Below are 14128 nucleotides of genomic sequence, written 5' to 3'. Positions count from 1 at the left end.
AATTAAACCAATGTTCCAAACAAAATCCAGGTCCGGTGCGACCTTGCTTTTCTTGTTGTTCCTGTTTGTGGCTACAACGCCTGTCTCGGGGCTAAACCTGAAATTGAAAATTGAAGGAACCCCGCAACAAGGTTATGGTGTTGCACTGTATGACGGGAACCAAAAACTTTTGAAAGATGCCGGCGCTTTTAGCCTGCATTTGTCCAATCTGGATTTAACTTCGGATACTACGTTTAATGAATGGAGGGGAGCTTCATGGACCGGAAACGACAGTATCGTTACGCTGCAGAAGGATACTTATATCAAAGCACTCGACTCGAAACTGTCCGCCAAAGTCACTTACCAAATTGTCAATCCACACATCGTAAAGAAAACGGTTGAGCTCGTTCAACCCAGCATGCTTTCGATGTATTATACCCTCCGGGAAAACAATGTTCCGGCGCAACAACCCAAAAAATATGTGACTTTCGAGCAGGATAATTTTCCGGGCGGATTCATTCACGAACTTTTTCCATCGGCAGGATTTGTCACTGCGGATAATACGGCCGTGGGTTTCCTGACCGATGCAGGATATAAAAATCAGTTTACACGTACTACACGGCGCCGTTTTAGCGGACGTGGCGGCGGTTTTGTCGGGATGCGCCAACTCCCCGATCCGAGACTGCTATCTGCAGCTACACCCAACGAACGGGCCCGGGGGAAAGACTATGTACGTTTGACTTTTGGTGAGATGTTCAATCTGAATGCCGGACCTGACACTGTCTTACCGCTTCCGCAGAAACTCATGCCGGAGGGTAAGCTTTCGGTTTCCCGGAAGGATAGTTTGATTACCATGAATTGCCAGGCGGGAGCGAAAGCAGGCATCCGCCTGATGACACCCATTTCCGGCCAGAAAGTGTACACCATCTCTTTCAGGGTGAAAGGCAACTTGCCGGTAGCACTGAAACTGTACCGGATAAAGAACGGCCAGCAAGGGCCGGAGCTGGAACACGGCATCAAATACATCGATGCGTTTCCTTCAGAAACGGATAAGTGGACCGAGTTCAAGGGGAGCGTACTGGTTCCCTATATCGAAGGCGATAGTGTATTGATGTTCATCGGAAACACATCCGGAAAAGCCGGAACGATGCAGATCAAAAGTCTCACAATTGCCGAAAATCACCCGGCCATTCAGCCCTATAATGTTTTACCGCTTGGGAAGACGGAAACCAAAAACACCTACATTTTTGTAGAGCCGTGGAAGTCACATCGCGATTTCATGATTGATTCGCAGTCGAGGTTGGCAGAAGGCAAAGGTTTTAAAGGTTCGCTGATTGAGAAGATGCTGTATGCGAATGCCAATATGCTGAACTGGATTACTTCGGTGAATGATTTCACGCCGTTCAGTGTGCCGAATATGAATTACTCGCCCGACATGTACAACCGGGATTCGTTCTGGACAACCGTGGCGACTTACAATAAGAAGCTGAATTTGGCCATCTGGAACCAATGGGCAAAAACACAAACGCCGGAAGGTGCTGTTGGAACTATCATCACACCTTACATGGGCTCGGTAGAAGCCAAGGACAATGAGGCGACCATTGAGTGGCTGGTCTGGGCTTTAGTGAACCAACGTCGCTACGGGGTTCAACTTCCGAAAGAAAAAATTGATAAGGCCATTTCGTTTGTGCTGAATTCGTTTGACGAGAACCGCGATGGCATTTGCGAATCGCATTTTTCGATGAGCCAGATTGATGTGTGCGACTACGTGCCCAAAACCGACCGTCTGGCGGTAAATCAGGGGATGTTCGCGGTAGCGCTGCACACAATTAAGGCGTTGGGATACGATATTCCGGATGATTACCTGAACAAGGCGGAATCGGCATACCGGAAATTCTACGATCCGAAACGGAAACATTTGCTATTCGACCGGGAATATCCCGATTTGATTTCATTGACGGATTTGGTGCCCGAGTTTCTGTCACTCTGGCTGTTCAATCAGCCCATGCTGACCGATGAAATGGTGATCAATCAACTGAACCAGGTACCTTATCTGAATAAAGCTCCGGACTCTCCCCATCCGGAGATGGGAACTACCGCTCCTATTCTGGTGCGATTGACCAACGATGCAAAGGGCTATTCCTATATGACCTCCGACTATCAGCCGTTTGGCGAATTCGGAAAAGCAAATTATGCAGGCCACTCCCGCGACGGTTTTTATTACAACGGCGGTAGCTGGATGCGTGCTGAATATTGTGCTTATGTGGTTGGACTGAAACATGGCTGGCACAGGGCAAATGAAATGATGGAAAACCGGGCCTGGGCGGAAATCAATTTGAATCCGAAATGGCCTTTCAGTAAGGAATTTATTCCAACCCATTGGAAAAGTACAGACGAATGGTGGCTTTCAACAAGGGGGCTCAGCTGGAACGTGTTCATCCTGATGGCTGATGAAGTCGCGGGATTGCGCACTCCTGATATGGACCCTGACTATAAATAATGGATACAATTAATGATGCTCAATCAATTAAATCTTTAAAGCTAACTTCTATGAAAATCTTTTTTATTACAAGATTTAGAAGGGAAATACTTGGGCTTGTATTTCTTTTTATGACAGGGGCCGTTTTCGGCCAGGTCAGCGTAACCGGTACAGTTACCGATGAAAGTGGGACTACACTTCCCGGAGTAACTGTGGTGGTTTCCGGAACCACAAATGGTACCATTACTGACGTGAATGGTAAGTACGCCCTTCAGGTTGAAAATACCAATGTATCCCTCGATTTCTCGTTTGTGGGATTCCAGGATCAGACTATTTCGTTGAATGGAAGATCAGTCCTGAATGTAACCATGAAAGAGGAGAAAAAGCAAATCGACGAAGTGGTAGTTGTCGGTTATTCTGCCCAGAAAAAAGCGACCCTTACCGGTGCAGTTTCTCCTGTGAACATTTCCGATATTGATAAACGGAAAGTGGGCGACCTTTCTCAGGCCCTGCAGGGGCAAATAGCCGGTGTTCAGGTCACTTCCAGTACCGGTGCTCCCGGTGATAAGGTAAATATCCGCATCCGTGGTGAAGGAACCATCGGAAACAATAATCCGCTCTATATTATCGACGGTGTTCCGTCACGGGATATTTCCTTCCTGAACCCTTCTGATATCAAATCAATGACGGTATTGAAAGATGCGTCGGCTGCGGCAATTTATGGTGCACGTGCTGCCGGTGGTGTTATCGTGATAACGACAAAAGATGGAGTGAAAGGAAAAACCAGTCTTGATGTCAGTTATTATACCGGAATTCAAAAGGTGGCTCACCTTCCGCATATGCTGAATGCCGATCAGTACATGAATGTGGTGGAGCAAGCATGGAACAATGCCGGTTATACCGGAACAAATCCTTACACTGCCGATAAAGGCCGTAGCGATTTTGCCAACACCAACTGGCTCGATGCCCTCTTTGAACTGGGACATTCTCAAAATGCACAGGTGACAGCTACCGGAGGTACCAACAAAGTGCAATACTTGCTGTCAGCTAACTACTACGGACAGGACGGTATTGTGGTGTACAATAACGATAAGTATCAACGCATCAGCTTCCGTTCGAACATCAGCGCTAACTTGACCGAACGTTTGAAAATTGGCACGAACCTGCAACTTTCGTATGTTACACAGGATGCATTGTCTTCGAAGGGCGATGAGCCGGGAATTATTCGCCATGCCATGTTGCGTCCGCCTATCATCCCGATTTATAAAGATCCCAGTGATCCTACCTGGTCAGCACAAGATCCGTTTACCGATTTACCGTTCTACAAGAATAAAGATTCCTTTGAGAGCGATAAATACGAGAGGACACAGAACCCTATTGCGTTGGCTTATTTCACCGATGATGTAAGGAGCTACTACAAAACCTTCGGTAATTTATTTGCCGAGTATGCATTCCTGGGTGACAAATCGTTGAAATTCAAATCGAGTATCGGTATCGACCTGACTTTCTCGCACAATAAAGCATTTTATCAGAACTTCGGAGATGATGACGGAAGCGGCAGTACACTCGATGCCGGCCTGGGACGCCAGAACCGGCCAAGTTCACTCAACGAAGAGCGTAGCGAGGAAATTACGGCTACCTGGGATAATACATTGAATTATGTTAAGGATATAGGTAAGAGTTCAATCAATGCATTGGTTGGTAGTGAATTCATTACCAATCATTCTTCCGGAATTAGCGGCTCCCGGGCCCGTTACGACTATACCGACAAGAACTTCCGTTATCTCGATTTCGGAGGTACTCAGTATGACGTATGGAACGGAGGTTCTGCTGCTGAATGGGCATTGTTCTCGTTATTCGGTTCAGCGACGTATTCATATGATAGCCGTTATATGGTAACCGCTAACTTCCGTGCAGATGCTTCTTCACGCTTTGCGCAAAATAACCGTTGGGGTTACTTCCCTTCAATTTCTGCCGGATGGAAATTGTCGAATGAAGATTTCATGAAGGAATTAACCTGGTTGTCGGATTTGAAACTGAGAGCCAGTGTGGGACAGTTGGGAAACCAGGAAATTGACAATTATGCTTACCTCACTCTGTTGAGGAAAAGCGGCGACAGTTATCTGATTTCCCGTTACGGAAACCCGGACTTGAAATGGGAAACTACTACGCAGTATAACTACGGTTTGGATTTGGGACTTCTGTCCAACAAAATCTATTTCACTGCCGACTATTTCATCAAGAATACAACCGACATTCTGTTGCCGATTTCATTGCCGTCAATTGCTGGTGATGTTTCTCCAACTTATGTGAATGCAGGAGCCGTTACCAACAAAGGTTTTGAGTTTGCTTTGACACTTCGCAACAGCGAACACCAGTTCAAATACAACATCAACCTGAACATGGCGACCCTCAAAAATGAGGTGACGAAACTGCACCCGAACCTGCCGATGATTATTAATGCGGCCAGTAAAGGAGTAGCGCGTACCGTTGTTGGTCAGCCGCTGAATTCCTATTACGGTTACGTGATGGACGGTATTTATCAGAATACTCAGGAAATTCAGGATCAACTGTACAATACTTCCAATCCTGCACAACAGCCTGGTGATATCCGGTTCAAGGATTTGAATGGTGATGGTATTATCAACGATAAAGACCGGACGTTCATCGGAAATTCTATTCCGAAACTGACTTACGGAATGAACCTGACTGGTGAATACAAAGGCTTTGATCTATCACTGTTGTTCCAGGGGGTTCATGGTGTAGACCGCTACAACGACGGAAAGAAGATTGTGGATTACGATACACGTCCGTTCAACTATACCACGCGCGTGCTGGACGCATGGCATGGCGAAGGAACCAGTAACTCCATCCCACGTGTAAGTTTCACCGACAACGGTAGTAGCAAAACTTCGAGCGTATTTGTTGAGGATGCCTCTTACTTCCGGCTGAAAAACGTGGAACTGGGTTATACATTCAAGTCGCTGATAAAGCGTTCGAATACGTTCAAGAACCTGCGTGCTTACGTCTCTGCGCAGAATGTATTCACCATTACCAATTATACCGGTCTCGATCCTGAATCGATCGATTTGATTGATATGGGAACTTACCCGCAATCAAGAGCTTTCATTCTTGGTGTTGATGTGAAATTTTAATGTCCCAGCTAATAAAATTCAGTAAAATGAGAAAAATATATATGATACTGGTTGCATCAACTTTATTGTTGTTCACCGGTTGCGACAAATATCTCTACAAGGAACCCATCGGGTTGCTTACACCCGACCAGATAGATACCTCACCAACGGAAAGTACGGTGGAATATTCGGTCTTTACTTCGTATCAATTGCTTTCCAGTACCCTGAATATTATTGGGGAATGGGGCTGGGACGACGGAACCGTTCTTCGCAATGATTTTATCCTGAGTGATATCGCTTCGGATGACATGCAGAAGAAATGGAATCCGGACGGTGACCAGGCCTGGATGGACGAAATTGATAATTTCAACTTTACTTCTGACAATGGTGGTTTTAACGGACAGTGGGCTTATGACTACGACGGTATTTCCCGTTCCAATCAAGCTATCAGTTATCTGACCAATGACGAGTTGATGAGTAAACTGACCATGGACAGTAACCTGAGAAACCGTTTATTGGGTGAGGTTTACTTCCTAAGAGCTTTCTATTACTTCGATCTGGTCAATAATTTCGGAGATGTTCCGCTCTTGCTGAAGCCGCTGGAAAGTTTCTCTGAAGCGTATGATGTCGCTGTTCGTACACCGAAAGATCAGGTGATGGATCAGGTAAGAGCTGATTTGGCACAGGCCGTTACGCTATTACCTAACAGCAAATATTCTGATGATACTCAGCCATGGCGTGCTTCAAAAGGCGCTGCTATTGCCATGCAGGCAAAAGTTGAGCTGTACACCCAAAACTGGCAGAAAGTACTCGACTACATCAGTCAGCTGGATAACCTGGGTTTCTACTCACTCGATGCTAATTATTTCGATAATTTCCAGGTGGAGAAAGAATTTACCGACAACGAGGTGATTTTTGCCTACGATCATGAAAGTAATGCTGTTCCGGCTAACGGTAATGGACTTTGTGCTTTATTGGGATGGGGGTTCGTAGCACCTGAACAGAACTTTATTGATGAATTTGAGCCAAATGATCCACGTCTGCTTTATACTGTGGATGTCGATAATCAGGCAGTTTATAAAATTTTTGGTGAAACCAATACCGATAACAAAGGAAACGATGACTCGCCCAGTAACAAGATTTACATCCGCTATGCTGATGTAATGCTTTGGAAAGCGGAAGCTGACATAAACCTGGGGAACTATTCCGAAGCCATCGGTCTCATCAATCAAGTCAGGGCACGGGCACGTAATTCCGTTGCCATCGATGGAACAACACCTCCGGCAGGTACGTTGCCCGGCCGTGATGTAGCTTCAACGGATAAGGTTCAGATTATGGGCTGGTTGCGTCACGAGCGCCGTGTGGAACTTGGTTTCGAATCACAACGCTTCAACGACCTGAAACGTTGGGGTATTGCTAAGGATGTATTGGGTGCATTGGGTAAGAATTTCCAGGATAACAATTATCTCTACCCGATTCCACAACGCGAAATTGATAAAGCAGGTGGTTCAATTACCCAGAATCCAGGATATTAATGCTTAACAGATTATAGATAGAAAACAGGATGCCCCACATGTAGCATAATAGGACATACGGGGCATCCTTGTTTTCACAATCCGGAAAGAAAGACAAAAAGCTAATTATGGATATTGCAAAGAGATTCGCCGGGAACCCGATTTTACGGCCGGGTGACCTGAAACCGGGCAAAGATGGATTGAAAATTGAATGTCTGCTCAATCCCGGAGTATTTAGGTATGACGGGAAAATCTGGATGTTGCTTCGGGTGGCCGAACGCCCGGAACAGAAAGAAGGATTCACTACTTTCCCTGTTTACAGCGAAGATGGTGAGTTGCAGATTATGGAGTTTAAGAATGATGATCCGGATTTGGATTTATCCGATCCGCGGGTTATCAGTTATCAGGGACAGGATTATCTGACGACTATCTCGCATTTGCGCCTGGTTTGCAGTGAAGATGGAATCCATTTTCACGAACGGGAGGGATATCCTTTGCTGACCGGTAAAGGTATTCACGAATCTTACGGAATTGAAGATTGCCGGGTATCACAAGTCGGGGACACCTACCACCTTACCTACACGGCTGTTTCTCACCTGGGGGTTGGCGTTGGTTTGCGGACGACCAAAAACTGGAAAGATTTTGAACATCTCGGGATGATTTTCCCGGCGCACAATAAGGATTGCGCTATTTTCGAAGAGAAGATTCAGGATCGTTTTTATGCGTTTCATCGTCCAAGTAGTCCTGAAATTGGCGGAAATTATATCTGGTTGGCCAGTTCACCGGATGGTGTTCACTGGGGAAATCATCAGTGCATTGCGCAAACCCGGAAAGGAAAGTGGGACAATGTGCGCATTGGCGCCGGAGCTGCTCCCATTCGGACGGATGAAGGCTGGCTGGAGATTTATCACGGAGCCAATGAGGATAATCAATATTGCCTGGGCGCCTTGCTGCTGGATATCAATGATCCTTCCAGGGTGTTGGCCCGTTCCGAAGAGCCAATCATGGCGCCAACTGAAGAATATGAAAAGACCGGATTTTTCGGCAACGTCATTTTTACCAATGGCCACATGGTGGATGGTGATGAAATTACCATGTATTACGGTGCGGCCGATGAAGTGATTTGCGGTGCAAAATTTTCTATCCGGGAAATTTTGGAAACACTGCATTAGAAAACGAATTACATCTCAACTGAGGAATTATGCTGAAGAAACTGGTTAACGAATATCGCGTGTTCTATACCTATCCCAAGGGTATGCGGATACTGCTGATTACAAATTTGATCTATTCGCTGGTATTGCCGATTATCGAAATGTTTATCGGTGCCTATATCATGCGAAATTCACACGAAGCCAAGCTGGTGGTTATCTTTCAGTTGGCTCTTTATTCCGGTATTCCGTTAACTTTTGCCATAAACGGTTTTCTTCTCCGGAAAATAAAAATTGCATGGCTTTATTCATTTGGGATGCTGCTCAGTGGCGTTTCCATGTCGGCCATGATGATGTTACATGAGTTGGATGCTACCGGCATCGGTATTGCCGGATTGATAATGGGACTTTCCTATGGATTTTTCTGGGCCAATCGCGATTTTCTGGCGTTGGAAACAACCAATGATGATAACCGTAATTACTATTACGGGCTGGAATCATTCTTCTATACACTTACCGGGGTGATTGTGCCTTATGTGGTGGGTGTATTTATCGGGGCCACCGATGAGCATCACTGGTTTGGAGGGAATACAAATGTTGCCTATCAAATAGTGACCATGATGGTATTCCTGTTGACCATTATCTCTTCCATTGTTGTCCATCGGGGTAATTTTGTTAACCCGAAACAGGAACGATTCCTCTATTTTCATTTTCATATTCTTTGGAAGAAGATGTTGGGACTGGCTACGCTGAAAGGACTGGCTCAGGGATACATTGTGACGGCTCCTGCCATGCTTATCATGAAACTGGTGGGAAATGAAGATGTGCTGGGAACGGTCCAGGCAATTGGCGCTATTTTCTCAGCTATCGTTCTGTATCTTATTGGACGAATGGCAAAGCCGAAACACCGTATTTACATCTTTTCGTTCGGATTGCTGTTGTTTGCAACCGGTAGTTTCATCAATGCCGGGCTCTATTCCTCGCTGGGCGTAATCCTTTTCATGTTGTGCCTGGTAATGGCCCGTCCGTTGCTCGATGTAGCTTACTTTCCTATTCAACTGAAGGTAATCGATAGGGTAGCAGCCATTGAAAAACGGAACCAATTTACCTATATTCTGAATCACGAACTGGGATTGTACCTGGGGCGTCTGATTGGTTGCGGACTTTTTATTCTGATGGCGAGTTACATCGGAGAGGACTTTGCGTTGAAATATGCTTTAGTCATTATTGGCCTGTTGCAATTATTGTCCATTTTCGTTGCTAAGAATATCATCAATTCAAAATACTAAACCATGAAGAAAATATTGTTGTTTGTTGCTGTCATCCTGATGCTGGCGTCCTGCACATCAAAGCCGGAGCTGCGTCATCAGGACAAAGTGCAGCAGAAAATGCTGGAGCGGATCGGTCAAATGCCCGATTTGCCGTCGCCTTACAAGATGCTTGACTGGAAAGCGAAAGCCCGGAAATTCGATCAATTGGTTTTCGATTCTACTCAAACGGGCGATTACTGGCCGCTTATCTGGACGGACAATTCGCAAAAAAACTTTCCGCAGAAAACATTTGGTCTGTATACCGCTATCGGCGATGTTCGCCAGGGACCTGACCATCATGACGGAATTTTCCATGAATCGCTGACTACAATGGGTGCGGTTCTCGGGGCTACCCTGATGGGGATCGATAAATCCAATCAGGATGGGAAAGATTACGTGAACATGCTTCGGAATTATTTTAACAAGGATACGGGTTGGGATATCATGATGAACAATACCTGTCCTCAAGTGGCACTATTGGGAGGCGGTTACGGCCGCGACTGGTGGTACGATGTTTTTCCGAATGTCATCTATTACGGAATCATGAATTTCTATCCGGATGAGAAAAATGCCACTCCGCTGCTTCGGTCCATCGCCGACAAATTTCTGGCGGCCGATTCTGTATTGAATGGTAACTACCATCATTCATTCTTCAACTACGGTAAGCTGGAACCGGAAGACAGCCAGATATGTCCTCAGCAGGATGCGGCAGCCGGACACGCGTACGTCTTATATGCGGCGTATAAAAAGTTCGGTGATAAGCGTTACCTCGAAGGCGCCAAATCGGCGTTGGACGCTTTGTTAAGTCAAAAGGATAACACCTTCTACGAAATCCTGATGCCTTTCGGAGCTTATGTGGCTGCCCGTCTGAACGCCGAAGAAGGCACCCATTACGATTTTACCAAAATCATGAAATGGACCTTTAACGGAGATGCGAAATGCCGCAGAGGTTGGGGCGTTTTAGCTGATAACTGGAATGGTTTCGACGTTTCGGGACTGGTTGGCAGCACCTACGATAACGGTGGTTATGCCTTCCTGATGAACACCTTCGATGTCGCCTGGGCATTGGTTCCCATGGTGCGCTACGATCCGACCTGGTCGAAAGTGGTTGGCAAATGGATGCTAAATGCGGCCAATGCAGCTCACCTGTTTTATCCGTACGAAATTCCGGACGATCATCAGACGATTCCTCAGCTGAAATCAGTAACCAAAGGGGTGATTGCTTACGAAGGGCTGACGAAGAAATCGGCTTACGAGCAGTTTGCCGATATCAAAGCTCCGGTGGCGCAGGGTGATGGCCCTAACTGGGTGAAAGGAAAAAATCCGTGGGTGAGCCAGTTTAGTGTATATGGAAGTGCGCAGGCCGGTGTTTTCGGAAGTATTATTGATACCACGAATGTGGAAGGTATTCTGCAGCTTAACCTTCTGGCTTGTGATTTCTATCGCGACAAAGCATATCCAAGCTATTTGTATAACAATCCTTATAAGGAGCCTAAGGTAGTGAAAATTGATTGTGGTTCGGCTCCTGTCGATTTATACAATGCGTTGACACATAGCTTCGTTCAGAAAAATATTACGGGTGAAACCGAATTTACACTGGAACCGAATGGCGTAGCGATGCTGGTATTGGTTCCGGCCAACGGAACGCCGGGATACAATGGAAACAAGTTGTTGGTGGATAATGTGATTGTAGATTATGCAATCTCGAAATAGACAATAGAATCTATTTTATAGTTTGGGTCAAATTGAAAACGTGCCGCAGCATTGGTCTGTCCGGCGCGTTTTTGTGTTTTAGCGTCTTCTTTCAGGGTGCAACATCCTCTGAGATGGAATCTTCTACCCCTGGGGGTCCAACTTTCTATCTTTAGGGTAGGCGTTTCTATGTTCAACATGGAATTTTCCTGTTTTGAGATGGAATCTTCTATGTTGAAACAGGAACTTTCTTGTTTTAGGGTGCGACTTTCTATCTTCAGGATAGAATTTTCTATGTTGAAGATGGAATTTTCCTGTTTTGAGATGGAATCTTCTACCCCTGGGGGTCCAACTTCCTACCTTTGGGCCAGACTTTTATGTGTTGAAAGTGGTTCTTTGGAAATAGATACTGCAGATGGAAGAAAATCGCTTTCCTATAGAGACCAAAATATAACCCTCCGGCCTGTAGCAGAAAAGTTTATGTTGGTTTTACTCAAAAGAAGTGAAAAAATGAAGAAGGTGCCCTGATTTTGGACACCCTCTTTGTTATCGACATTAACAGTCCAAATGTATGCCAGCCTCTGCCAAGACCGGTGTCTTCATTTTTGTAGATTACTCTATGCTAGTTACTTATCGTTTGATAATTAGTTTTTCCTTGTACAATACATAGTCATTCTCGATATGAAGGAAGTATATTCCCGGTGGATATTTACTCAAGTCAAATGTACAGGATTCATCCTTGGTATCAATGGTCTTCAACAAACCGTTTCGTTCATTATATAATGTTACAGTATAGTCTTCCAAAGGCTTATCAAACGGTTTGTCTGGATGTTCTTTGTATTTTTCAACTGACGGTTTGAGAAGGAGGCCTTTTGCCTTGTTCTTATTACTCTTTTCGACTCTTTCAACCGTAACTACATCGTTTGCCGGGTTTGGGGTCATTGTGAAAGCGTATGAATAGCTGGGAACAAAATGGTAGGTAGGTTGAATTGTCCCACAACCAGCCGTATTAATAGTAAGTCTCAAATCTCCATAACTAGTTGAAGTGTTCAGATATAAGTTTAAATAACTGGTATTAGCGTAGTTAATTTGACTCCAGTTAATACCTGTACCGCCAGTTAATTGCCAATTAAAGTAGCTGGACCCCGGACAGGTAACGGTTACGTAAACCCAACTTTGATAATCCACAAAGTTGACTGTTGACAAATCGTGTGTCTGACCATCCTGTCCCCAGGTGCCGGTTGGACGAACTACATCAACATATTTTATTGGTAGACTGAATCGATCACATGAAGAGGTTACAAGGGTAGCCTTAATCCACCCAGAACCACTATTGAGAGGATAAAATGTACACGGGTTAGAGCCTTGTGCTGAGGACCTTGAAATATTAGAACTCTGGTCCCAAAATAGTTCCGTACCATTTGGAAGGTTAGGAACAGAGAATGAGGTTCCAGATACACATACGGCACTTCCTCTTGATACATACGGACTTCGTGCCGTATTTACTGTAGTGGCCCCAAGACCACACGGGTCTAACCAGTTACTTAATCGGGTTGCATCTGTACCCCCTCCTGTCCAGGATTGATTAAATCTGCCGAAATAATCAGTTTGTGGGGCGCAACCAATTGACCCCCCGTGTAACTGCCCCACAACCCTTCTATTTTGGTCTAATAATGGTGAACCGGAAGAGCCCCCTTCAATTCCTCCATCATCAATTGTGGTTTGCCAATGGGAGTTTGCTGGAGATATTCCTCCATTATTCCAATAGAGTGTAGAACTGTTAGTTGATAAATTATCATAATCAAAAGAGATTTTCATTACATCCCCCGAGGGATGATGAATAAATGTTCCAGAAGTTGGCGTATTACCGCTTCTGTCCCATCCCAACCAGGAAAATCGATTATCACCGCGGGGTTGTCCATCCATTTCCACTAAGGCACAATCTGTATCGTAGTATGCTGCCCTAAAAGTGTCACCATTGTATGTGATACCTGTTGTGGCAGTGCTTCCCCCGCATGAAGTCATTTTATACTGGAACTTAAACATCCAATTTTCAGCATTGGAAATCTCGGTTGAAGAAAGTTCTCCTATAGGAGCATCTTCATCTATACAATGGAACGCTGTCAGGAAATACGGCCTAAAATTTTGGTGTGTAGTCATCACCAAAGCTCCACTACACAACTCGGTTCCACTGGAAAGAAGTACTAAGGCCACGGCGTCAGATGATTCATCCCATGCTGGGTAACATGCAATATCTATATTACAAGTATCCGAACCTCCTAAATTTCCATTAACCGCGTTCGGAAATACATTCTTATATGCATGCACCACCTTTTCTATTCTCAATGTTGATTGTCCTTTCTGTTTTTGTGGTTCAAACAAGAAAATTGTTACATCATCTCCCTTAATAAGGTCTGTCAGGAAAAATCCGTTTTTTGTATTCTCTTTTGAAGTAACCGGGCCATACAACATAGTCCCTGTTGCATTGGTTATGTATAACTCTGCACCGTCGGGTAGATGAAAATTGTTAAAAACGAAGTTGATGGAATAAGCGCCTTTTGACCTAAATTCCATCGACCAGAGACGCCCATCATCTGTCTTGGTCCATTCTCCGTCCTTAAGGATGATCTGCGTATCAAATCCTTTCCCAAATCGGAAGGGAATATCCAGACCTTCTGTTTGTTTGTCTTCCTTGATTAATTGTTGAGCATCAAATGAAGGGAAGGTTTTTATTTTATTCGATTTGGGATGATTGCTGATATGTTTGACTTGTTCCCAAGCATTTTTGTTGGGGTAGAACTTTGTTTCTACTTGGCCATAGGCTATATTAATGATGAATAGGATAGCTAGGGTTAGGAATGATTGTTTCATT

At 44.9% G+C, this 14128-nt stretch carries 7 protein-coding genes; 6 read left to right on the top strand and 1 reads right to left on the bottom strand.

Features of this window, described 5'->3' with window-relative positions; all coding sequences use genetic code 11:
• Positions 1-10 precede the first annotated feature (10 nt).
• The 6 genes from GJU82_RS10410 (at position 11) to GJU82_RS10385 (ending at position 11277) form a co-directional block, all read left to right on the top strand.
• Positions 11-2479 carry a hypothetical protein gene (locus tag GJU82_RS10410; protein ID WP_228488660.1) on the top strand — a complete coding sequence of 823 codons (2469 nt, stop codon included), beginning with the start codon at positions 11-13 and terminating at the stop codon, positions 2477-2479.
• Positions 2480-2589: 110 nt separating this feature from the next.
• Positions 2590-5613: a TonB-dependent receptor gene (locus GJU82_RS10405; RefSeq protein ID WP_228488659.1), complete on the top strand. Its 3024-nt coding sequence runs from the start codon at positions 2590-2592 to the stop codon at positions 5611-5613.
• A 26-nt stretch (positions 5614-5639) separates the two neighbouring features.
• A complete protein-coding gene (locus tag GJU82_RS10400) occupies positions 5640-7127 on the top strand; it encodes a RagB/SusD family nutrient uptake outer membrane protein (protein ID WP_153632084.1) in 1488 nt (495 codons plus the stop codon).
• 107 nt (positions 7128-7234) lie between these two features.
• Complete coding sequence (locus GJU82_RS10395) at positions 7235-8278, top strand: glycoside hydrolase family 130 protein (protein WP_153632083.1); 1044 nt, start codon at positions 7235-7237, stop codon at positions 8276-8278.
• A 29-nt stretch (positions 8279-8307) separates the two neighbouring features.
• Positions 8308-9543 carry an MFS transporter gene (locus GJU82_RS10390; protein WP_153632082.1) on the top strand — a complete coding sequence of 412 codons (1236 nt, stop codon included), beginning with the start codon at positions 8308-8310 and terminating at the stop codon, positions 9541-9543.
• Positions 9544-9546: 3 nt separating this feature from the next.
• The gene (locus tag GJU82_RS10385; protein WP_153632081.1) at positions 9547-11277 is read left to right on the top strand and encodes a hypothetical protein; all 1731 of its coding nucleotides are present in this window, start codon (positions 9547-9549) and stop codon (positions 11275-11277) included.
• Between the two features lie 609 nt (positions 11278-11886).
• Here GJU82_RS10385 and GJU82_RS10380 read toward each other — a convergent pair.
• Positions 11887-14127 (bottom strand): trypsin-like peptidase domain-containing protein, encoded by a 2241-nt coding sequence (locus tag GJU82_RS10380; protein ID WP_153632080.1) that lies wholly within the window; start codon positions 14125-14127, stop codon positions 11887-11889.
• Position 14128: the final 1 nt, after the last annotated feature.

The sequence above is a fragment of the Prolixibacter sp. SD074 genome, assembly GCF_009617895.1.
Taxonomy (GTDB): Bacteria; Bacteroidota; Bacteroidia; order Bacteroidales; family Prolixibacteraceae; genus Prolixibacter.
The sequence above is the reverse complement of the archived record's forward strand: the minus strand, read 5'-3'. Positions and strand labels throughout refer to the sequence as shown.

Coding starts and splice junctions, on each gene's coding strand:
- GJU82_RS10410 (WP_228488660.1), top strand. CDS start 11: ATGTTCCAAACAAAATCCAGGTCCGGTGCGACCTTGCTTTTCTTGTTG.
- GJU82_RS10405 (WP_228488659.1), top strand. CDS start 2,590: ATGACAGGGGCCGTTTTCGGCCAGGTCAGCGTAACCGGTACAGTTACC.
- GJU82_RS10400 (WP_153632084.1), top strand. CDS start 5,640: ATGAGAAAAATATATATGATACTGGTTGCATCAACTTTATTGTTGTTC.
- GJU82_RS10395 (WP_153632083.1), top strand. CDS start 7,235: ATGGATATTGCAAAGAGATTCGCCGGGAACCCGATTTTACGGCCGGGT.
- GJU82_RS10390 (WP_153632082.1), top strand. CDS start 8,308: ATGCTGAAGAAACTGGTTAACGAATATCGCGTGTTCTATACCTATCCC.
- GJU82_RS10385 (WP_153632081.1), top strand. CDS start 9,547: ATGAAGAAAATATTGTTGTTTGTTGCTGTCATCCTGATGCTGGCGTCC.
- GJU82_RS10380 (WP_153632080.1), bottom strand. CDS start 14,127: ATGAAACAATCATTCCTAACCCTAGCTATCCTATTCATCATTAATATA.